Consider the following 21567-nt stretch of genomic DNA (forward strand, 5'->3'; position numbering starts at 1 on the left):
GCAACATTCTAGTTAAGTAAAACGACTATAAATATATAGCTGTAAGGATAAATTCCATATCAAACTAATTAACCTATTGAAGCTTTAGAGTAAGATCAGGTGTAGATGAAAGATTATAATCTAGGAGGAATTTAAATATGAAAATAAATAAATTTAACGTTTCTGCAGTCTTTTATTTTAAAAGTGGAAATTCAAAGAAAGTTGATTGGTTGGAGGATAAATTAGTAAAAAAATTAAAGAGTGAGACACAAGAATTAACTGAAGGTCTTAGCTTAGAGGAAGCAGATGTTTTTTTTCAAAGCAAGTTTAAGGAATGGAAAGAAAATGGTACTACTATAATTCGTAAAAATGCTAAAGGTGAAAATTCTATCATATCTTTTGCAGAAGTTGAATATATGACCATGTTAGTTAGCTTAGCTAAAGATATCCCTCTAGATACAACTGAGTTGAATGAAGATGAATCTAAAGCAACAAGAAGTATTCAAGAACATCCTGCATTTAAAAAATAACAATGAATAAGGCAGCATCATTCAAAAACAATTTATACATTTGAATATAGAGAAATTTAATTTTAGGAAGTTAAACAATATGACTATACAAAAGGCTAGAATTATTCTACAAAAAATTAAATAAAAAATTTTGTAAATCCTTATAATGAATGCGATACAAGAGGGAGGATGAAATATGAGGGCAAAAGAAATTTTAACGAAGTTAGGCACTTTAGAGCAAAAGAGAGATGAGGTAAGTTCTGCATTAATTGAGACTTCCTATAGAGAAGCAAAGTTAGTTTTAGAGGACTCTCTAAAGAAGTACCAGAAGAAAGTGGATGCTTTTCTTAATACAGAATTCGAGCCTTTATCATCAACAGCTTTTCTAATGGTTTCCCACAAGCATTTAAATCTCAACACTGGTGATCAAGTTCAGTTGAATGTAGAAGCATTAACTAGTGATGGGATTACAAAGAATGTTACAGCTGAACTTCGTCCGGCTATGTTATTTAAAGATATAGATAATTTATATAATAATAAAGGTTTAATTACAGCGGTAGACATTAGTAATTATAAATTTGAAGAACGAACAGTTGAAATTGTAAAGACTACCAATGGTTTTGGTGTGGGTGATGATAGAGAAACACAAGGGTTACAAGTTATAGCAACGAATAAACGAAATGAATATCGAATTGTAAATTTAAAAGGTGACTATTTAGGGATTACTTTCCAAACAGATGGTAAAGAAGAAGTTGGTGATAACTGGTTAATTTATGTATATTGGGCGAGTACAGGCACTACTTATTCTGTCAAAGATAAATATATAGCAAAGGTGAGCCTTGAAGGAATTGTAACAGGCCTTAGCGGAGGAACAACAGATATAGTCATTACAAATGGGGTGCATGAAGTATTTGTACCAATTACAGTCGTAGGAAATGAAGCTCCTGAACCACCAGCTATTACTTCTGTGGATAATATGGAAAGCGGAGTAGAAGTTAGATTTGATTATAGTACGTCACCTGATAGTGAGAGTTATAACATTTTTGTAAATGATGTATTAGTTTTAACAGGTGTTGAGCATTCACCTGCTAAATTAGATCATAACATTTTTAATGATAAAGTATCTGTAATTGAAATGACGGCAATTAATTTAGAGGGTAAAGAGTCTGAAAAATCTAATGCATTTCAATATAAACCATTAGATGAATTATCGACTACTTAAGATTTTTTAATGTGAATGTAAAAACATAGTACATTATTTTTCATAAGGAAGTACAGGTATTATAGCAAATTTAATATTTAAATTAGATATAAAAAAACTCGCAACTAAATTGATATATATATCGACTACTATAATACCAGTACGAAATAGGAGAGGTAAACGATATGGAATTATCTAAGAAAATTAGTCGATTAGTACAGTTAATTCAAAGTGGCGAAAATTTGTCCATTAGTATCGACATTAATTCCGGAATTGCTAGAATTTGTGACATGGATTTTTCTATGGAAGAACAAAACAAAATTATTCATGGTGACATTGATAACACATGGTTAGTCCAATGGTTTAATTACTTGCAAAAGACAATAAAAAAAGAATTAGATCAAGGTGAAAATAATGCTTTGAAACATTTAGATTTGCTTGAGGTACAACATTTGCAAGTAAGAGATAACAATGAGGAAAAAAGTCAATTGAATAAAAAGGCTAAGAATACTTCTGAATCAAATTCTAATAATGAAGCAGATATGAGTAGAAATCTTTATATTGCGGAGCTGGAAAAGAACTATCGTAATATGGAGAATCGGCTTAAAAAAGCAGAAGATTATGTGAAATATTTAGTGAAACAACTAAATGTAAAAAATGTAACGGAGCAAAACTTACAGTATCCATTACATTTTTCTAATAGTAGCAGCAAAATAGAAAATGCAATGAAAGTTAAGAATAAAGAGATTCAAAATGTTATAGATGCAATGAAAGATATTGAGGTACCTTATGGATCGTTTATAAATCATCAAATTAACGAAGTAATTATAATTAAAATTCATAATGATTCAGGGATTAATTATATTGTATCAGGGGACTATGATTCAGCAATTTTAGTGTAGTTAATAAATGAGATTTAGAGGATATGATTTTAAGGTTGGTGATAATTTAATATGCTATTAAATACATTTACAACGGATCAGTGGAAAAAGCATAGAGAAAACCTCGCTAGTAAGTTAAAGGAGATACATATCGAGCATTCCATTAAACGAATGGTAAGATATGATTCCACTTCACTTGGTTTACAAGATTACCATCTTTCTTTGGTATTTGATATTGAAAAAGAACGTCTCTATATTTGCAATAAAGCATCTAAAAGAATGACTGAAAGTACTTCTATAAGACGTTTGCAGGAAATAGAAATGGTTTTAGTAAATTGGTTAAAAGAAATGAAGGAAATTATTAAATAAATTTATATGAGGATTATGTTTAGGTTGAGGAGATATGGATAATAAAAAAGTTAAAATCTATAGATATTATAAGGGTGGAATTTATCTCGTTACTGGTAAGGGAAAACAAACAGGAACTGATGAAGAAATGGTAATTTATGAAGATGCTAAAGGGAATACTTGGATTGAACCTCAGAGTACTTTTATGGCGGATATTGAGGTATGCGGAGTAAAAGTTCCTCGCTTTGAGCATTTAGGTAATTTCTATAAAAGTAATTAAGGAGAGGGTTAATTTGTTAGGCAAGCGAAAATATATGGTTTCTGGTCATGATGCAGAAGGAAAATATGTAGAAAAAGAAGTTTGGGCTAGTTCTGCTCGTAATGCATTAAATATTTCTCAAGAGTGGAATGACGGTAATACATATACGGTAGCTCGTAAGGTTGGATGCGGCTGTGGTGGAAATTAAGTAGACATAAATGTATGCAAATATATAATTATTTTATATTAATATACAGTATAAAGGATTTGTTAGCGTTCTTCCTTATAAATACTTTACAGGAGGTAGGAATAAAATGTTTGAAATTAATACAGTTGAAGAATTTAAAGAAAAGATAGTAGAAGGGTTTATTTTAGTTTATTTTTATACTACTTGGTGTGGCCCCTGTAAAATGATTACACAGGATATTAAGGAATTGTCAAAAGAAATTGACGATATTAAATTTATTCAAGTTAACGCTGATCAATTTTTAGATATCACTAAATTGTGTGAAGTTAGTACGATTCCAACGCTTCTGTTTATGAAAGATGGTAAAAATATTGAAAAGAAAGTTGGATTTACTCCTAAGCAAGAAATTCAGGAATTTATTGAGGCTAGTAAATTAGCAAGCCAAATGGAGGCTGAAGAGGAAGTATTAGAAAAAGATGCCTTAAATTGAGAAGAAACTTGAAAAAGTAATACCACAAAGGTGTGTCATTTGACACACCTTTTCCTATAATGGGCTTACTATATTTGGTTAGGAGGTTACAATCGATATGCCTAAACTCAAAAGTATTATGAGATATGTTAAAGAAATAGATAAAATGATTAAAGATTTGCGTAAGGGTATGGCACATAGCCATCCATACTCAGTAGATGCTTTACGGCAATATGTAGATGAATTAGAAGCTATACGTGAAGTAATCATGGAATCAGGACTTGAATCTGGTGAAAACTTGGATACATTAATGTATAAAATTAGGGAATGTATAAGGGAGTGCGTGAGACCTTCTTATGCACGAAAACCACAAGTTTTACCTTATCCAAAACCGGATCCATGGGTACCACCTGTTACAGTCACAGGGGTTAATATTATTTTCGTTGTAGATATTTCTGAATCTATGTTTGAAGGAGGGGGCCTTGAACCTGGAGGTCGTGTTAGAAACTTATTAGTTGCCACAGCAAATGAAATCGAGCGTTATGCTAAAGCTGCTAAAATCCCATGTAAAGTATCATTAGTAGCCTATGCTGATCCTACAGACAGAGCAGGAAAGAATAGGCCGAACTTTTGGAGAATTCTACTGAATAAAAGTGTAGATGTACAAGGATTAGCACAAGCATTTTCTGATATTAGTACGCTAACATTTAATCGAGGATCGGATTTCCCTGAATCTGGTATGTCTGCAATTTATCATTCGATTGATCAAGTGATAGATAAAAGTGTAATAAATGGTAAACCCGTAGAGAATTCTCTTATTCTTGTATCAGATGATAGACAAAAGTTAGAGGGTAGTAGCGAACCTTCACATCGCCTGTATAAAGAAGTTACATACGATCAGGTTGACGGGAAGCTAAATAGCCTTAAAGTATTTAATCGTTATGCGTTAGTGCCTATGAAAACTATATATACAGTTCTTCCAGGAAGAAAAGGACCTGGGAAAATAGGGCCAGGGAATTGGAATAGTCCTATCATTCCTTTCTTTAGACAGTGTAGAGAGTACTTCCATGTAAGCTCTTTAAAAGATGTAAGCGATTGGATCACTTGGACATTAGATCCTACTAAGGCTCCGAAAAAAAAGTGAGGAGGAAGTGATAATGACAATTAGATTTGGAGATTTGTATGAGGAAATCTTAGCTATTGAAGATGCTATGCAGCGTATGAGAGATGATATAGCTAGTTCAGATTGTTCCTCTATTACAAAATGTCGTTTGGAAATAGAATTAGAGATGCTTGAACAAAAATTATATGAATTAGAACGTACAAATATAGATTTTGAATTATTAAACTTTGTTACAATTATAGAATCTATTGAAAGATGCTTTAATTGTATTGATATTCCAGGTGAATTATCTCATGATATAGCTCCTGTACCATATGATACAGCAAGCAATTGCGGAGGTAAAAAGAGACAATTATCACTTAAAGATATTGAGTTAATTAAAGTATTTGAGATGAGTACTAGAAAGCCCGACAAACGACCAAATGTATTTGAATTTGTTAAGAGCGCAATGCCGTATAAAATCCTTACAATTGCATCAGAGAAGTATATTGTATCGTATGACTCGTTACGTAATGGTATTGCGGTTAAAGGGTTCAATAGGCAAACAGGGGAGTCAGTAACGAACTTTGGAAATATTTCTAGAATTGATGTGAAATTAAATGATTCGGCGCGTCAGAAATATGGCGTAGAATGGGTAACTGCATGTAAGGTTTTATTAACAACACCTACACCAATGGTTAGTATTGCACCGTTATCGTTAGCTATTGATGGTAATCCGAGCACCATGCCTAGAGTTGAATATACAAATGAGGCAGAAGTTGAAATGGTATTTCAATTTTTTGTATAGATAATTAGGAGCTAAAAAGATAAAAAAACGTACAGAAGTGTACGTTTTTTTATTATCTCATTTAATCAAAGTGGCAATTATAATGTTTAATTCATTTTCTATTAAATTCACCTAAAACGTTGAATTCAGGAAGTTGTTTATTTTCTGTTTAAATTGTTGATGAAATAATCTGTTCAGATCTAAATCCCTATTAGAAAACTTTTTAATTTCCTCAATTGAAAATGTACCACCCCAATATGGAGAGGTATGAATATCCGAATGGAATGTCACTCCTAAATAGGTAGAAGGAATGGCGTTTAGCATAATATTTGAAATTTCTTTTAAAACGTCTTGGGAAACATTTTGTGGTACATCAAAGATTAATTCATCATGTATCTGTAATACGATGTGTATATCATGCTCTTCAAGTATAGATTTGTAATTCTCCTGTAGCCATTCATCTCTATCTAAGCATTTTGTACCATCTGGCCGGGTGGGATAAAATAAATTTATCATGGCTTTTTTTACCTGCGTCGCAGAAGTTCCTTGTATTTTAAAGTTACAACTTTGCCGTTTTATTTTCTCTAATCTCCAATCTGAATTTTTGTTCTTAAAGGTGGAAGAAGAGGTAGCTTTTAAAATCGTTTCTTTAAAACGTCTTTTTCTACCAAACAAATCTTTTACATAACCATTAGTTAAAACTTCTCTATGTGTTTCAGATTCCCATCTTAAAAAGTTGGGTAATTGTTTTTTAAATTGATTAATTAACGAGGTCGCTGCTGCTTTTGTAATATTTAATTGATCGGATAAACCGATTTCTGTTATACCATATAAGGTCACTTAAACCCCTTAGTTTCCTAAGGGAGTGGACTATACCTTAGCAACTATTTCAAGTTACTTCTCACATTAAGCGAACTCGTTAGATTGGTTGTTTATATAACCGCGGAACGCTATAAGTCTCTGCACCTGCCATTCATATGAACGCTTTGGCACAGGATTACCATATGCTTATACACTTAGGTTTCCCTGTTTTGAGTGAGATTTTAATTCGGCAATCCCTTTACCGAATACAATGCTTTTCATTTCTTTTCTAAGCGATTCAAAAGCATTTGCCAGAGAAGGAATAGTAGTACTATTTAGTTCCTTCATATTATATATCTTCAAGATATATAGACATTCTGGGGTATCTGACCATTTATTTATAAGCTGTTGTATATGATGCTGAGTCTCTTTTAATGTCTCTCTTTTATAATTTCGAATATCCTCAAACAAGTTATAAGTAAACCCCTTAATTTGGCAAGTGATTTGACTATGCACATCTAAACCTTTCTTAAAGGCTTCAATTAGAACCGGTTCTTGTGTTACTATTGCGAGCCAACGTAATTCTTGTTGTATGTATACCGCCATTTTCATGGTATTTGAACACTCCTTAAAGGAGCCGGATTAGACTATACCTTCTGTTGCATTCCTGCAAATAATGGGCAAATTTTGTGACCACTAAGCCCATAGCCTACCGTATAAATGAGTTCGATGGATTTATCAATTTTGGTTGATAGACGACTCATTATTTTGTTAACTATGAATCAAGATGATAATTAACAAGCAGTCGTTGCACTTCTTGTCACTAGAAGCACAGGATTCGCTCCACCGTTACATGAGGGCGTTCCCTGTTTTGAGTAGGTTTAGATTAACGACTTCAGCCAACGTTTTGTAAACTGAAGTCAATACTGGTGAATAATCTACCTCTTTCTGCTCTAAAGGCCATACGTATAAAATCAGCTTTACTTGGTACTTGTTGTCATTGTAGTAATGCAAGGCTCTTTATCCTTGCTCTCTTTTTTCAAAGAGTATCGGACTATATCATCACCCTGTTGTAGAAGGGTGGATCGCTTTCGTGCTTATTTCACCTGTTCTAGGTTAATTTAAGTAGTCTCTGCACCTTTCTAATATCCCTATTAGACTTGGCTCAGGATTGACATAGGTAATTACCCTTAGCTTTCCCTGAATTAACGATCTGCTTACACATAAAGTTACCTTTATGCAGCCCACAACTTTAGGTTTGGTGACGAGCAACTCATACGGCCTGTTTTAGTTCCTACAGAGTTATAGATAGGATGAATTTTATTATCGATAGTACCTTGTTGTTCTTTGGGTAGGGAGTTGCAAAAAGAACTTATTAATTTCACTAAGCGACGATATTCTAGAATTAGCGGAATTACAGGATGCATTGATAGATTACGTATCAGCGTTTTTCTATCAGTTTTTAGCTTGGAAATCAAACTTTTGCAACCTTTGTCATATTCCATAATAGGTTTTAGAATAGCGTTATCAATATAAAGTTTTTGGGCCAAATGGGCTGGAGAATTTATATTAAACAAAGTGCTTGTTAATTTATTTACGCTATTATATTTATTTTGTTGCTTAGGTGGGTGCATACAATTATTTAATGTGATAGTAGAACCTAGGTAATTCAAGATTTCTTTTTTTACGGATTGTAATTTTGCTTGGAGTATTTGTTTTACATCATTGCTTAGAAATTCTTCACTAATTTTAATACCTTTTCTTTCAGCGGTAGTAAGTACAGCTATTAAAGGCATCTCTATTTCTCTAAATAATTTATATATATGAACAAGATTAAATTTAGGGTTTTCAAAAATCCTTTTCTGATACTGGAATACAGACTTTAGCATAAAAATATCATAGCAAGCGAAGTAGGTAGCTACATGGTGTTGTAGCTGATCATAGAGTGTCTTTTCAAACATATATTTTTTTCTATCAATGGTATTTAAAATGGTTCCTTTTGAAATAAGACGGGGTAATACATATTCTTTATACCATTCTTTTACACCTTTTGGATGGTTCTCATTTAATAGGTTTGCAGCTATCTCAGTATCCCAAAAGATATTATATGTAATGTCAAAATTACACCAATTATATAGAGCGTGAATGTGTTGCTTACTGTTACTAAGTATTAATAAGGTATCTTTCTCTAATAGTGGTGAGAGTTTTTTCATCGTGTATTCTAGACTTAATGTAGAGATATTCTGTGATAATCGATGTTTAAAAGGCTTAATAGGTATATAAAAAAAACTGTTATCCATAAATCCAATCGTAATTGAGATAATTGAGTCTTTAAAAGGATTCAAACCAGTGGATTTCGTATCAATAAATGTATAAGCTTGCGAATGTAAGGTTTTATACACCTTATACTTGGTAATGAATTCTTTAAATTGTTCAGGGGTATGTATTAAGTAGTAATTTAAAGGTAGTTTTACTGAATTATTAATTCCGTGAACATATTGATTTTGTTTTATCGTAATCTTTTTTTTCTCATTTTTTTTTGTACGAGTTTTTTGCGTGCTTTCTTTTACTTCGCGCTTATTTAATAGTGTAAAAATGTCCTGATTGGATTCATTTGATTTAAAAAACAAAATTTACAACTCCTTACTTCAAAAAGGGACGACATAATCGTCCCTTTCTATATTTAATAATAGAAATTAAAATTCCATACGGTTTTCTAAAACGGTAATTTATGATTAGTAGTTCTCAATTGTTCCTTTTCATCAAAACCTTCAGTAGTTAATGAAAGAGTAGGGGAACTACATTGAAACTGTGCTTGCTGTAAATTGTATATTGTTGAGGCTGCATTCATAAATTCTTGGATTTCATCAGGACTATGAGAAGTTATATATGTTGATATATCAAGCATTTCAATTTCATTAAAGTCTGGCTTCTTTAATATAGGTTCTTCATCCACTGAAGTATAATGGTATGGTTTAGCTGAATAAGTGGTATCATTAGCACCTGTCCCACTTCTAGAGATAGTGACAAAATCTTTTGTAGGATCAATCATGTAAAGATTAAAGTCTGTGTGTAATTTTTGAATGTGAGTTTTCGCTAAAGAGACTAGCTTAATCTTATTATCTAATGGATCATATACACGTAATTTAATCTTCAAATTCGGATATTTACCAGGATTAACGTGACAAAGGGGGCACACATCTGTCCCTGGACAACGTATATATTTGGGTTTTAAGGTAGGTTCATAATGCTCGCGAATACCAACCAGATTTTCATACCAATCGATAAATAAAAGTGTAAGTGGTTTTTTATCTTTAAACGTAAGAAAGGTGTTTCTCACTTTTAAAATTGCATCTAATCCTTTTATGGTCGTCATACTTTATTTCCTCCTTAAATTGACAGGATATATAACTTCGTCTGATTGTTATATATCAATATAAAGTTTTAATTAAATTAATTTTGTCTATTCTATTTATATAAATAAATAGAACTTAAGTTTTTAAATGCAGACTGTAAGTTATGAATCTAGCCAATATTTAATAGTAACAAATCAATAATTAAGCTTAATAATTTTCCAATAAAGTTCATGTAATGAATGGTTATATATATAAAAGAGGGCTGAAATCTAATAAGAAACAGATAAAAAACGCCTTTGAAAATTATTGTCGATGTTGTATACTAGTTGTATATACTAGACTGATTAATAGTTATCGTAATAACTAATTAAAAAGTTGCGGAATTTATAATAAAAATAAAAGTTGCTTTTGTTTACAAAATGTTCTTAATTGTTTTACAATATTTTTAGGTGATTGTTGTTTGAAATAGTAGGGAACTATGTATATTAACAACAATAAATGCTACGCAATTTCTTTAATGCTCTTGTTGAGTGCGATTTATTAATTTTAAGTTCGTTTGCGATTTCGGCTAAATTCATACAGACTCCTAAGCCGTCATATAGCATGTATTCTATGACATGTTGTTCAGTCGGAGTAAATTTATTTCTATGTATTTCAAAATCTGCTTTAACAATTGAGAATTCATATCCTTGTTCGTAAGACTCTTGGCAAAATGTAGGGCAATTGTTTTCACTAGAATCGTCTTCAATAAATCCATCACAATAAAATACAGAAGTCGAATTTTGTTCTACCATTCTATTTGTATAACGATAATAATCAACCACGGTTCTTTTAATAATTGTTTGACAGAATGAAGGTAGCTTTTCAGATGGAACTGTTGTTTGTTGAAGAGATTTCATTATACGCAAGATACAATCTTGTTTCACATCTTCTTTATCTTGATTTCTCACCTTAAATAATTCAAAATTAAAAATTTTAGCTATAGATTCAGAGTTTAGTATTTCCATTATTAAATCTTGAAAGTTTATAGTTGCTGTGTTCATTATATAAATCCCCTTTATTTGAATGAATTAAAATTTACTGCTTAGTAAACTAATTGAATTTGTATTTAATTTATCTAGTAACCCCATCTTAAGTAAGTCATTGGAGTCGATTTTTGAATCTTCAGTGAATTGGGGTGGGTAAAGAGTATGATTGACCGTGAATCCTTCCTGTATTAAGTGTTTTGTTGCTTTTTGTGTTGCATCTTTTCCAGCTTTGTCATTGTCAAAAAATAGATCAACTATCTCTATACCTGCTAGATGTAATTCGTGTATTTGGTTTTTAAATAATAATTTCCCGTTAATTGCAATAGCAGGAATACCTACTTGATAGTTACTCATTGCATCTATAGGAGATTCTACGATACGAACTCTTTTAATTCGATTGGCTGATGTTCGTAATTGATTAATTAAATGAAGTCCAAATAAAATATCTTTTTTGTTTGGTAATCCTTCGTTGATAAATTTTGAACCGTTATAATTGCTTCCAATTTTTCGTTTTTGTAAAAAGCGAAGATCCCCGTTTCGAGTACGTTGCGGAAATACGATACATTTATTTCTGACATCTATTTTTATTTCATAAGTATCTAAAGTCTTCATGTTTATTCCACGCTGATTAATTAAATAGGACATTGCTACATTGTAAATTCCTTGATTTTTAAATTTTTCCTCATCCAATTTTTTGAGTGTTTCTTCAGATAATGTATTTGCTTTTATACATTTTTTTCTTGTAGCTAAGATTTTTGTAATGTCTAAAGGTTTACGATTGTCTTCAAAATAGTAATTTGATAATAGGGCTTTTAATCCGTTGCCTCGTTCTAAAACAAAAGCGGTTTCAATTACACAATCTATGGTTCCTAAGTATCCACAACAGAAACAGTGTGTGTGATAGGGAGGGGTTTTAGAAATACCAAATGATGGTCTTGTTTCTGTATGATTCGGACAGCAACACATTATATAATTGCCGTTATCATTTTTCTTTGAAAATGCTGCATGGTTACTTTGATATCTAAGGGAATACTGATACTTAAAACGCAAATCATCTATTAGACTTGGTATATCAAGTGATGTATTTTCGAGAATTTCTACATTTTTTGCTTTTTGCATGTATTTTCATCTCCATTATTAAGACTAGAAGAACTGTTTTTCATACTGATTGTTTATGGTACTAATCAGTCCGGTATCAAAGTTATATCGCACAATGAAACTTTGACCACTAGCATTGCCACGATTTTTTATAACCTGTACTTTAAAGGTATTTTCATTTATTTTGATAATAGATATACCTTTGCTAGCATCTTGGAAAATTGCATAAGTTTCCCCGATATCTTCACCAGTCATCGTGCTATCATTTAGACTTTTTTTTATTCTTTTAGCGGACTCTCTGTTAGCTTGTGCTACTACATAACCTGGAATTCCTGTTCCTAAAATCATTTCACGTACTGCTGCTGATATATCAAATAATCTTTGTCTTAAATCCCCAAAATTATTATTGGAGCTATTTAAACGTACTTTGGATAATTGATCTAAAACAAAGCGAGTATGTCCTTCAGACTCAAGGACGCGTTGTATTTCAGTAACTGTATAGGGGCGACCACCATTTTTTTGAATATCATAGATGACCATATCTTTTTGCTTTTTCCTTAGTTGATCTAAAAAGAAGATATAACGGTCTTTTTGTTCAGCTGACATAGTACCACGTTGTATGCCTAAATTTGATACACCAGCCAGGACATGATCCCAATTTCGGGCAATTTCTTCGGCACGTTGTTCTAAAGCAAAGTATGCAGGGAAATCCCACTCGATATTACTATTCCAAGCGGACATTAACATAAATGAGGATATTAATGTTTTGCCCATATTAGATGGTGCGAAAACAAGAAAATAATCAGTTTCTTGCCCATCACTTACTAATCCATTAGTCACTAAATCTAATGTTTTAAAGCCTGTAGTCGCTCCTAAAATTTCATTTTCATCTCTACCATGAATTGATAAGTATTTACTCTTACGTGTATCCGCCATTCCAGTATATGAGTATCCTTTGTTGTCAATATTCGCAAGTTTTAACATATTCGTGGCATTTAATTTAATATCTAAAATAGCTTCTACAGTTTTCTTTTCAGCGACAAGGTTTGCTGCTTTTTGAAGAAAGGGCTTGAATTTTCTATGTAGCCAATCTTCTTTCAGAGCATCTACTACAAATTCTGTTTTTTCTAATTCGACCATTTCAAATTCTTCAAATATATTCATTACGGTTTCTATTGTTGGAAGTTGTTTTTGTAATTTTTTAAAATTTTTAATGTAATTAAAAATATCTTTATGTATAGGAAAATGTTCTTCATCAAGGCCATTTTTATCAATTGAAGACCAATCTCTGTTTTCTAATATATTGTTTAATAGTTGTAATTCTTCAATGGATGGCATAATATAAACTCCTTTTCATCTAATCTCGACATAATAATCGATGTAATAATGGAAATAGTTGCGATTTTTTTAATAACAAAACGCGGAACTTATGTTCGTTTTTGGGGTGAAAAATTAGAACTTATGTTCTTTTATAATTTAAAATAAAACGTATGTTCTATTTTTACCGAAAAATAAAAGAACTTATGTTCGTTTTTGGGGCGTAAAAGAATAGAAGATTAAACCAGAACCCTAATGGAATAAAGCATCTTACTATCCAAAACAGATATTGCTGCTTTATTATGTTCTGATTAACTTCTTTTGTTTTACAGGTATTTATATATAAGGATTTAATACACTTCTACTCAATTCATAAGCTGAAAATTTAATCATGTAAATTAGTATACTATGGAAATATATTAATTGTAATACTATTTTTACATATTTATCATATTATTGTTAAATGGATTCTAGAAAGACCCCGTTACATGACGAGATCTTTATATAATTGGCTTCAGAATATAACTTTTTTCTTGTCTTCTATCACGACCTCCTAATTGATATACAACAGTATTAAATAACATACGAGATGTAATAATATCCCCAAGACAATTCTCTTGTTCTAATTGTTGGAGTGTAAGATTAGAAGTGAAAAATGTTGATTTTTTGTTTTCTTTACGAAAATCAATTACATCATAAGTAAAATCCTTAATATAATTTGTAAATCTCCCATTTCCTATATCATCAAGTATTAGTAGGGGAACCGTCTTCATGAGTTTTACTTGTTGTAAAACTTTTTGTGTGAAATCTTCATCATTTAATTGATAAATTTGCCGTAGATCATTTGCCCATGAACCATACTTAATATAGAGTACAAGCGGAGACTCAAAATTAAATAAAGAAGGATTCATTACTGATTTAAATATATATTCCATTGCAAAGGCTATAGCAGTATATGATTTACCAGTTCCTTTTTGTGGATGTATAAAAGCGAGATTATTTCCATTCTTAACAATTTCCTCTATTGAATTAAAAGTATCTATAATGTAGTCTTTGTACATTCTGTTATCCGTGTCGATTAAGAAATTTCTTTTATTTGCATTTTGATATTCTAAAGGGATTTGAGAAAGCTTTAAAGCTTGATTAAGTAAGATATAACCGCCACACTCAGGATTTATTGTATAATCCTGTGGCAGGGGAGTAGTACCATTTCTACGTTGGCACCAATCTCTAACGACACATTGTGTACAAGTAACATAAGGTTCATTCAATATTCACACCACCCATTATGCTTATAAATTATTTATATGATTTTGTAATTTCAAAACTGTTATATAATAGATTGATTTTTAAATATAAAATTACTAGTCAATACTTCAATATTTAATTCTTTTTTCTCTAAAACATGAAGGAATAAAGCATTTAAGTGATTTATTGTATTTTGCTGAATCTCCATATGATGTAATGAATATTTATTTTGATTAAGAAAAGACAATATTGAATTCTTGCATTTCATAATATCCTTCCAATCATATTTTTTTGCAAGTGTATCTATTACTTCCCATATCATTTCTGATACTTTTAGGAGTGGAATTTTATCACATTCTATTATGTAGTATCGATTACTTTTTCCACGACCTGGGACCTCTTTTTTTATAAATCCTTTTTCAACTAATTCATTAATATAACGAATAATTGTATTTATTGAGCAGGAACAAGATATAGACAATCTATAAATACTTGGGAATGCAAATTCTCCTTTTTTATAAATGTAATTCAAAATGTTAGAATACACCAATTTTGCGTGAGTACTTAGGCCAATACAGTGAGCTACCATGCTAGGAGTGCTTATATGCCCTTTGTTGTATGAGCTATTGTATATAAATTCTCTTTCTTTTGAATTTGGTATCGTTTTATACAATTAAAACACCTCTTTCTATTATAAGTATCGTTTTATATGCTGAAAAAGTTGAGGGGAATTTTAAGGAAATAAAAAATAATTCTACATTCAGATAAAAAATAATCCAATTTACCTATAATACTATTAAATAAAATCCAATAAACACGTAGTTTTTTAATAATGGAAAGCTTTAATTGTTTATATTCTTGCGTAGTTTGGGTTTGATTATAAAGAGCGATTATAAAGCGGGTATTACAATTTGAATAGTTTAGAGGTGATGATATGAAGAGTAATTGGAAATCTCATCCGATTTGTGAATTGGGAGATCAAATTGGAAAAGCTATTATGCTTACATGTAAAGAAAATGCATATATTGGTGGTTTAAAAGACATCACTGAAAAATTCATTATGATTGAAGTTGGTGAGGGGATGGTTATTGCTGTGGACCGCACTGTATTAAATGATGAATCAATAGAACTACATGTTGTGGGAGGATAAAAGATTGTCTGATTTTGTTATAAGTGAAAATACGCGTAATAGTATTAGTACTATTAATGCTCCTAGACCAAAATTAGATCCCCGAGATCCTAATATTGGGAAAATAGCACTGGTTAAAGAAGGGGCATATAAGGGGCTAAAAGGTATAATATATCCACCTACTAAGGAATTGAAATATGATGGAGAGTTTGTAAAAGGATTTACAGGGCATTATGAAGTAGAAAAACTCTATCATGTAATGTTCTTTTTTGAAGATGGTACATTTTTCTGTGCAATGGAGACAGATTTAATGGATTTAGAGGTAGAAGGGGGGATATTCATTATTGATGACGGAGATGGAACTGTTGCAAAACCCTATGGATGTGGTGAAAGATTATATACGTCGGTTCCAGAAATTTATCATGAATTACCTTTAAATAAATCAGGTTATATCATTATCAATACCTACCAAAGCAGGCGGGTAGATTCTGTATTTAAAGTGTTTTGGATTAACAATCTTACTACACCAATAGGACAAACTCATACACGCGTGCATGGAGTAGTTTTTAATAGTCCACATGATATAATATTTTATTATGATCCCAGGTATAACCCAAATAAAATAGTCATTAAGAATGATTATATAGGAAATTGGTATCATAAAGTCAATTGTCTTACAGAACTTGATGGCTCAATATTTAAGCCGTATACCTGTGGGACTAATATTGTTCTTAATAGTCCCATAGATATGAAAAAGTGTTTTTTTCAACTAATTGAACGTACAGGGGAAGTTGAAGTTGTATATAAATACTTGGGAGATCCTAAAAGTGAGGCTTCATTAGAAGTGTTTTGGCAGAATGAAGTCATAGGGAAAGTAAACACTAAGGAAAAAAATTTTGAGGAGAAAAGCATTATCTTTAGTGTAGATGAAATCAAAATGTTTAATCCTCAGGTGAGAGTTACAGTACATGGACACTGGGAAGTGAAAGTAAAATGTCCGGTAAATAAGGAGATATTACAGTTAGGAGAACAGAATTTTTGAATGAGTTTATTAAATATCCTTTAGTTTTTTAATTATAATCCTTCTATTTCTTAAATAGAAGGATTATAGGAACAATTACTTGTTATTATGAATTTAATTAAAAAGAAATTGTACTAACAGCATGTAGATAATTGTTCCACCTGCTATGGAGAGAAGCATTTGTCTCTTCCATATGTGAAGGATTATTACTACTCCTACTGAAATTAATTCTGGAGCACCATGATTGCCGGATAATAAGTTTAGATCCTTAAAACAGTAAATAACTAAAAGACTTATGACAGCTGAAGGTAGTACCTTACCGAGATACTGGACATATTGCGGAGTAGGTTTATCTGATGGGAACACTAAGAAGGGAAGGAACCTTGTAATCATTGTGCCTAAAACCACTATACCAACTGTTATAACTTGTTGCAGTAAACTCATTGTCACAGGGAAACCTCCTCTACGTTCTCTATTGGTTTTTTTAGGATAGTAAGTACTAATAAAATCATAATCATTGCAGGAATGATGAAATTGTTTCCACCAAAAATAATTAGGCTAAATATCGATAATCCCAGTCCTACAAGAGCGCTATAATGCTTTTTCTCCCTCATCCACTGTTCAACAAAAATCACAACGAAAAGTGCTGTCATAACGAAATCTAGTCCTTTTGTATTGAAGTGTACAAAGGAACCAAAAATACCACCAATTGCTGCTCCTATACCCCAATACAAATGATTAAGCAGTGTCACGAAGAACATAAACCAACCCTTATCAACATCTTTTGGAATATCAACAGTAGAATTAATAGAAAAAGATTCATCACATAGTCCAAAAATAAGATAAAACTTTTTCTTTCCAATTCCTTTATACTTCTCTAGCATAGAAATACCATAAAATAAATGCCGTGCATTCACCATTAAAGTAAGAAAAAGTGCATGAATTGGATTAAAAGCAACCAGTAATAAATTAGCTGCAATAAATTCCATTGATCCTGCGAATATGATTAAACTCATTAGAATTGGATATATTGCACTGAAACCCAGAGAGTTCATGTAGATTCCATAAGCAATTCCTAAAAATACAAAACCAGCAAAAATAGGTATTGTATAAGGAAAAGCTGCACGGAATGCGATTCTTATTTGATTTCTATTTTTCATATTATTCACATCCTTAATCAAGAGCTTTATTGCATACAAATTTAACACATAAAATCCATACAATGAATAAGAAAATTGTATGGATTACAATTTTCTTTAGCGGAAGTGTGTTATTCTAACTTTAAAATAATGCTGAGTTTTTATCCTTGTAATACTTTTCAAAGTTTATAAATCTTAATTTTAACTATTAAAATTTATCCTATAAAAATTTAATCGTAGAGGTGAAGCATGCCAGTAAATTCATTTGAAAATTACTCTATGTCTTGGAAACCTAATAAGGAACTATTAAAGCGTCCGTTTTATTCCTCTATTGCAGCACTACTTGAACATGATATTGTAAATGGTTTTTTAGCTCCAGGAACAAAATTGCCTCCACAACGAGAATTAGCAGATTTTTTAGATTTAAACTTTACAACAGTTACCCGAGCTTACAAACTATGTGAAGTTAAAGGCCTAATTTATGCAATCACAGGGAGTGGAACTTTTGTAGCTCCTAATGCAACTCGTTCCATTACTATTTCTACAGAGGAAATCAGAAACTGTATTGATCTTGGATTAGTAGCATCATTTGAGCAAACTAATAGTATTGTCGCAGAGACTATTCAAAAGGTCATAGATAAAAAGTATTTAGAGCAACTATTAAATTACAATGATCCAACTGGTCTTCCGCACCAAAAAACGGCAGGTCTCAATTGGATGAAGTCTTTCGGCATTAATGTGGATCAGGACCATATAGCAATAGTTTCGGGGGCACAAAATGCTTTAGCAATTACATTGACAGCGTTGTTTAAACCTGGAAACCGAATTGCAACTGATGTATACACCTATTCAAATTTTATCGAATTGGCAAAAATGCTACATATTCAATTAGTACCCATTCAAGGGGATGAATTTGGAATGCTCCCAAGTGAACTCGATAAGCAATGTAGTCAATTAGATATTCATGGTATTTTTTTAATGCCTTCTTGCTCTAATCCTACTACGATTATGATTTCAGATTTTCGAAAAAAAGAGTTAGCAGCAATCATTCGAAAGCATCAAATAATTTTGATTGAGGATGATATTCATGCATTTTTGACAGTAGGGGTTATTTCTGATTATGAGCAACCAATGTTTAATTTACTTCCAGAACAAAGTGTTTATATTAGTGGAACTTCTAAGTGCATTTGTTCAGGATTAAGGGTTGCTTATATGGTATTCGGAGATGCCTTACGTAAGGATATTTTAAAGGCTATATTTAATGTCAATGTTAAAACATCTTCCTTAGACGTAGAGGTGATAACAGAGCTAGTGTTATCAGGAAAAGCTCATGAAATTGTTAAGCAGAAGAAATTTTTAGCGGAGTCTGCAAACGAAATTTATTCAGGATATTTTTCTTCCAACAATCCTGTCGGGCATCCTTTTAGCTTTTACCGTTGGCTACCTATTCAAAATCATTATGATGCATTTCAATTAGAAACAGATTTGGAGAGGCACGGCATTCGGGTTTTTCATTCCGAGCGCTTTATTACCGCACAAACCATGCCTAATCAGTATTTACGAGTTGCTCTATCCTCTACAAACTCATTAGAAGAGTTGAAAATAGGGCTAGAAATACTAAAACAATATCTCGGCTAGTTTAAAAAGAATACAGCAGACATTTACTTGAAATAAAGGGAAATGCTATTTAACAGTGAAGTCGTAGTAAAACTCTTATATAGGCAAGAAGAGTTTTTTAGTGAGTCTACAGTATTCTGGGAGGAATCGATGTATTTATTATTAATATATATAAATTATTATATATAAGTGATTTATGTTAGGAAATAAAGGATATTTTTATTCGCAAAAATAATTAGGGTAAGAAGGGGAAATAGTGTGAAAATGAAACAACTTTTAGGTGCAGTATTTGCAGCAACAACTTTAATATCTTTAGCAAATCTACGGACAGATACAATCTTTAAAGATATTCTTATTGACCATTTGGTTATATAAAGAAAACATAGATATAAAAAGGGAAAGTATAGTAGCTGGTTATGGAAAATGGTACATATGATTTTGGTGGATAGTATTACACGTGGTCAAGTTGCTAGATTACTTTATCTTCGTTTGATATAATTATTACTACAGTAGTATTACAGTAATACCTTGGGTATATAATAAAAGAAGAGATGCTTGATACATCTCTTCTGGTAACTGTTGCCGTAAGGCGGGTAGTTACTAAATAAATTTATTTTCTTTTTCTAGAACTTCCCTTTTGCTTCCGACGGCGTAGGGAGGTTCTTTTGCGTTTTGCTAATATTATTCACTAGCTTGTTTCCATAACCAATAACAATAATTCCTAGAAATACTTTCAATAAATTCTGTAGCAAAGACAGTAAATATTCCATCATAGGAGTCACCTACTTTCCCTCTACATAAAAAAGAGAAAGGACAGCACCCACCCTACGTCATACAGTTAAATCTATTCTATCATCCTAGTACAATCTCACCAATATAAACAAGACCACCATTATTGATAGTCTTTTTAGGTAGATTTATAACAATTAATTACAATGTTTTTATATATTGTTTACTATATACATTCATATTCGCCTTATGATTTTTAGCATAACCTATTACATGGCATATGTTTTTTGTACCAAGCTTTGTTAATGCATTTCGCCTTCGTAGGTGTTGAAGGTTTAAAACTATCCTTTAGTATAGTCATATCATTAGAACATCCTGCGATATTTAGACAGAATGTAGCTAATAAACACGATAGTAATAATTTATTCATATAATCACTTCTAATTCTTTAATAGTTAACATTTTTTCATGAAATAAGTTTCTTACTAATTTTACATTATATTAAAGCTCAGAAAATATTCTTATACTCATAAGTTATTACATTTGAGCTAGTGAGATTTTGTTAATAATAAAAGTGATTCTAGTCGAAGCAAGGCATTTAATTGCTGATAAAGGTAAAACTGCTAGTTATCTAATTCTCTCAGTCATTATGTATTTGATTTATTTAACACATGAACTAATAGCAGAAAATGAACGGAAAGGTACATATAGCTAATAATGTAGGGCCAATCCACATGGCCATGTTAAAAAAATCAATATAAACTATGTGAATTCTTTCTTCCAAAGAATTCGATATCTACAGAAAGGGATTTAAGGTTATTGTAAGGTAAATGAAAGTTACCTGAAAGAATCTCAGTTTAATATAAAATTATGAATTATCACAGGAGGGATGAAATAATGTTAAAGAAACTGGGAATAGGTTTAGTAACTTCCATAATTTTGTTGAGTACAAATGGTATTGCTGATGCATCTACTAACAGCGTACATGTAAAAAATGAAATGATATCTAAGAGCACAAAAAAGTGCAGTGACTGTTGGCGTGTTGGTCAATCTAGAACAGAAGATGGAGTTGCAGCAAAGCATACAACAATAGATGGAGAAAAAGTTGTCAAATATACAGTACAGGGCAATGGAAAGGTTAGAATGGATGTCATTGGTAAAGGATTTGCTGAAATTAAAGTAACTAGGGAGAATGGGAAAAGTGTATATTATCAGTTTGAGGTAATTTAATTAGTAATCAAATATAGGTTTTCATTTTAGAACGTTGCCTTCCTATAATTAGGAAGGCTTTTATTATTACATAAATAGGATAAAATAATAGTTCGCTAAATTGGCTAGGAACATAACTAAAAATGTCAGAGG

24 protein-coding genes are annotated in these 21567 nt (G+C 31.4%); 13 read left to right on the forward strand and 11 right to left on the reverse strand.

The genetic code is table 11. From position 1 onward, the window contains the following. Positions 1–137 precede the first annotated feature (137 nt). The 9 genes from NST86_RS28415 (at position 138) to NST86_RS28455 (ending at position 5743) form a co-directional block, all read left to right on the forward strand. Entirely contained in the window at positions 138–509 is a 372-nt protein-coding gene (locus tag NST86_RS28415; RefSeq protein WP_044584322.1) for a hypothetical protein, read from the forward strand. A gap of 175 nt (positions 510–684) precedes the next feature. Next, on the forward strand, positions 685–1710 hold the full coding sequence (locus tag NST86_RS28420; RefSeq protein WP_044584323.1) for a hypothetical protein: 1026 nt from the start codon (positions 685–687) through the stop codon (positions 1708–1710). A gap of 164 nt (positions 1711–1874) precedes the next feature. Then, positions 1875–2591 carry a hypothetical protein gene (locus tag NST86_RS28425; RefSeq protein ID WP_340934966.1) on the forward strand — a complete coding sequence of 239 codons (717 nt, stop codon included), beginning with the start codon at positions 1875–1877 and terminating at the stop codon, positions 2589–2591. 51 nt (positions 2592–2642) lie between these two features. After that, positions 2643–2939: a hypothetical protein gene (locus NST86_RS28430; RefSeq protein WP_046392594.1), complete on the forward strand. Its 297-nt coding sequence runs from the start codon at positions 2643–2645 to the stop codon at positions 2937–2939. Between the two features lie 34 nt (positions 2940–2973). Further along, complete coding sequence (locus NST86_RS28435) at positions 2974–3198, forward strand: DUF1653 domain-containing protein (protein WP_000369000.1); 225 nt, start codon at positions 2974–2976, stop codon at positions 3196–3198. 13 nt (positions 3199–3211) lie between these two features. Beyond that, on the forward strand, positions 3212–3385 hold the full coding sequence (locus NST86_RS28440) for a hypothetical protein (protein ID WP_000900867.1): 174 nt from the start codon (positions 3212–3214) through the stop codon (positions 3383–3385). A 106-nt stretch (positions 3386–3491) separates the two neighbouring features. Continuing rightward, on the forward strand, positions 3492–3854 hold the full coding sequence (locus tag NST86_RS28445) for a thioredoxin family protein (protein WP_044584326.1): 363 nt from the start codon (positions 3492–3494) through the stop codon (positions 3852–3854). A 97-nt stretch (positions 3855–3951) separates the two neighbouring features. Continuing rightward, positions 3952–4977, forward strand: a complete 1026-nt coding sequence (locus NST86_RS28450) for a hypothetical protein (protein ID WP_001125259.1) — start codon at positions 3952–3954, stop codon at positions 4975–4977. A gap of 13 nt (positions 4978–4990) precedes the next feature. After that, positions 4991–5743, forward strand: coding sequence for a hypothetical protein (locus NST86_RS28455; RefSeq protein ID WP_098382362.1), 753 nt, complete (start codon positions 4991–4993; stop codon positions 5741–5743). Between the two features lie 111 nt (positions 5744–5854). Here the strand turns inward: NST86_RS28455 and NST86_RS28460 are convergent, their stop codons facing one another. The 9 genes from NST86_RS28460 to NST86_RS28500 form a co-directional block, all read right to left on the reverse strand. Further along, positions 5855–6562 carry a DNA polymerase gene (locus NST86_RS28460; protein WP_044584328.1) on the reverse strand — a complete coding sequence of 236 codons (708 nt, stop codon included), beginning with the start codon at positions 6560–6562 and terminating at the stop codon, positions 5855–5857. A 168-nt stretch (positions 6563–6730) separates the two neighbouring features. Next, positions 6731–7135 (reverse strand): hypothetical protein, encoded by a 405-nt coding sequence (locus tag NST86_RS28465; protein ID WP_000781409.1) that lies wholly within the window; start codon positions 7133–7135, stop codon positions 6731–6733. 623 nt (positions 7136–7758) lie between these two features. After that, the gene (locus NST86_RS28470; RefSeq protein ID WP_340934971.1) at positions 7759–9153 is read right to left on the reverse strand and encodes a DNA polymerase; all 1395 of its coding nucleotides are present in this window, start codon (positions 9151–9153) and stop codon (positions 7759–7761) included. Between the two features lie 86 nt (positions 9154–9239). After that, the gene (locus NST86_RS28475; protein WP_097796906.1) at positions 9240–9899 is read right to left on the reverse strand and encodes a hypothetical protein; all 660 of its coding nucleotides are present in this window, start codon (positions 9897–9899) and stop codon (positions 9240–9242) included. Positions 9900–10364: 465 nt separating this feature from the next. Then, a complete protein-coding gene (locus NST86_RS28480) occupies positions 10365–10922 on the reverse strand; it encodes a sigma-70 family RNA polymerase sigma factor (RefSeq protein WP_001090550.1) in 558 nt (185 codons plus the stop codon). A 27-nt stretch (positions 10923–10949) separates the two neighbouring features. Further along, the gene (locus NST86_RS28485; protein WP_340934974.1) at positions 10950–12026 is read right to left on the reverse strand and encodes a toprim domain-containing protein; all 1077 of its coding nucleotides are present in this window, start codon (positions 12024–12026) and stop codon (positions 10950–10952) included. A 24-nt stretch (positions 12027–12050) separates the two neighbouring features. Beyond that, positions 12051–13343, reverse strand: a complete 1293-nt coding sequence (locus tag NST86_RS28490) for a DnaB-like helicase C-terminal domain-containing protein (protein ID WP_061664342.1) — start codon at positions 13341–13343, stop codon at positions 12051–12053. Positions 13344–13822: 479 nt separating this feature from the next. Further along, positions 13823–14593, reverse strand: a complete 771-nt coding sequence (locus NST86_RS28495) for an ATP-binding protein (protein ID WP_006915014.1) — start codon at positions 14591–14593, stop codon at positions 13823–13825. A gap of 59 nt (positions 14594–14652) precedes the next feature. Continuing rightward, entirely contained in the window at positions 14653–15243 is a 591-nt protein-coding gene (locus NST86_RS28500; protein WP_000278516.1) for a helix-turn-helix domain-containing protein, read from the reverse strand. A gap of 261 nt (positions 15244–15504) precedes the next feature. Here NST86_RS28500 and NST86_RS28505 point away from each other — a divergent pair, with 261 nt between their 5' ends. Continuing rightward, complete coding sequence (locus NST86_RS28505) at positions 15505–15720, forward strand: hypothetical protein (protein WP_000841662.1); 216 nt, start codon at positions 15505–15507, stop codon at positions 15718–15720. Between the two features lie 4 nt (positions 15721–15724). Next, entirely contained in the window at positions 15725–16741 is a 1017-nt protein-coding gene (locus NST86_RS28510; protein ID WP_340934975.1) for a hypothetical protein, read from the forward strand. A 93-nt stretch (positions 16742–16834) separates the two neighbouring features. Here NST86_RS28510 and NST86_RS28515 read toward each other — a convergent pair whose 3' ends face one another. Beyond that, positions 16835–17170: a branched-chain amino acid transporter permease gene (locus tag NST86_RS28515; RefSeq protein WP_000178818.1), complete on the reverse strand. Its 336-nt coding sequence runs from the start codon at positions 17168–17170 to the stop codon at positions 16835–16837. Further along, on the reverse strand, positions 17167–17880 hold the full coding sequence (gene azlC / locus NST86_RS28520; RefSeq protein ID WP_340934977.1) for an azaleucine resistance protein AzlC: 714 nt from the start codon (positions 17878–17880) through the stop codon (positions 17167–17169). The genes NST86_RS28515 and azlC overlap by 4 nt, the downstream gene beginning before the upstream one ends. A 228-nt stretch (positions 17881–18108) precedes the next feature. Here azlC and NST86_RS28525 point away from each other — a divergent pair, with 228 nt between their 5' ends. Then, the gene (locus tag NST86_RS28525; protein ID WP_340934978.1) at positions 18109–19497 is read left to right on the forward strand and encodes an aminotransferase-like domain-containing protein; all 1389 of its coding nucleotides are present in this window, start codon (positions 18109–18111) and stop codon (positions 19495–19497) included. Between the two features lie 1605 nt (positions 19498–21102). Then, positions 21103–21435, forward strand: coding sequence for a hypothetical protein (locus tag NST86_RS28530; RefSeq protein ID WP_000914230.1), 333 nt, complete (start codon positions 21103–21105; stop codon positions 21433–21435). Positions 21436–21567: the final 132 nt, after the last annotated feature.

This window comes from Bacillus sp. FSL L8-0199, from assembly GCF_038005705.1.
In the GTDB taxonomy this organism is placed as follows: domain Bacteria; phylum Bacillota; class Bacilli; order Bacillales; family Bacillaceae_G; genus Bacillus_A; species Bacillus_A cereus.

Excerpts from the sequence above, each read along its gene's own strand:
- NST86_RS28485 (WP_340934974.1), bottom strand. The coding sequence starts at position 12,026 with ATGCAAAAAGCAAAAAATGTAGAAATTCTCGAAAATACATCACTTGAT.
- NST86_RS28490 (WP_061664342.1), bottom strand. The coding sequence starts at position 13,343 with ATGCCATCCATTGAAGAATTACAACTATTAAACAATATATTAGAAAAC.
- NST86_RS28465 (WP_000781409.1), bottom strand. The coding sequence starts at position 7,135 with ATGAAAATGGCGGTATACATACAACAAGAATTACGTTGGCTCGCAATA.
- NST86_RS28435 (WP_000369000.1), top strand. The coding sequence starts at position 2,974 with ATGGATAATAAAAAAGTTAAAATCTATAGATATTATAAGGGTGGAATT.
- NST86_RS28505 (WP_000841662.1), top strand. The coding sequence starts at position 15,505 with ATGAAGAGTAATTGGAAATCTCATCCGATTTGTGAATTGGGAGATCAA.
- NST86_RS28530 (WP_000914230.1), top strand. The coding sequence starts at position 21,103 with ATGTTAAAGAAACTGGGAATAGGTTTAGTAACTTCCATAATTTTGTTG.
- NST86_RS28415 (WP_044584322.1), top strand. The coding sequence starts at position 138 with ATGAAAATAAATAAATTTAACGTTTCTGCAGTCTTTTATTTTAAAAGT.
- NST86_RS28475 (WP_097796906.1), bottom strand. The coding sequence starts at position 9,899 with ATGACGACCATAAAAGGATTAGATGCAATTTTAAAAGTGAGAAACACC.
- NST86_RS28445 (WP_044584326.1), top strand. The coding sequence starts at position 3,492 with ATGTTTGAAATTAATACAGTTGAAGAATTTAAAGAAAAGATAGTAGAA.
- azlC (WP_340934977.1), bottom strand. The coding sequence starts at position 17,880 with ATGAAAAATAGAAATCAAATAAGAATCGCATTCCGTGCAGCTTTTCCT.
- NST86_RS28420 (WP_044584323.1), top strand. The coding sequence starts at position 685 with ATGAGGGCAAAAGAAATTTTAACGAAGTTAGGCACTTTAGAGCAAAAG.
- NST86_RS28425 (WP_340934966.1), top strand. The coding sequence starts at position 1,875 with ATGGAATTATCTAAGAAAATTAGTCGATTAGTACAGTTAATTCAAAGT.
- NST86_RS28450 (WP_001125259.1), top strand. The coding sequence starts at position 3,952 with ATGCCTAAACTCAAAAGTATTATGAGATATGTTAAAGAAATAGATAAA.
- NST86_RS28430 (WP_046392594.1), top strand. The coding sequence starts at position 2,643 with ATGCTATTAAATACATTTACAACGGATCAGTGGAAAAAGCATAGAGAA.
- NST86_RS28455 (WP_098382362.1), top strand. The coding sequence starts at position 4,991 with ATGACAATTAGATTTGGAGATTTGTATGAGGAAATCTTAGCTATTGAA.
- NST86_RS28480 (WP_001090550.1), bottom strand. The coding sequence starts at position 10,922 with ATGAACACAGCAACTATAAACTTTCAAGATTTAATAATGGAAATACTA.
- NST86_RS28525 (WP_340934978.1), top strand. The coding sequence starts at position 18,109 with ATGCCAGTAAATTCATTTGAAAATTACTCTATGTCTTGGAAACCTAAT.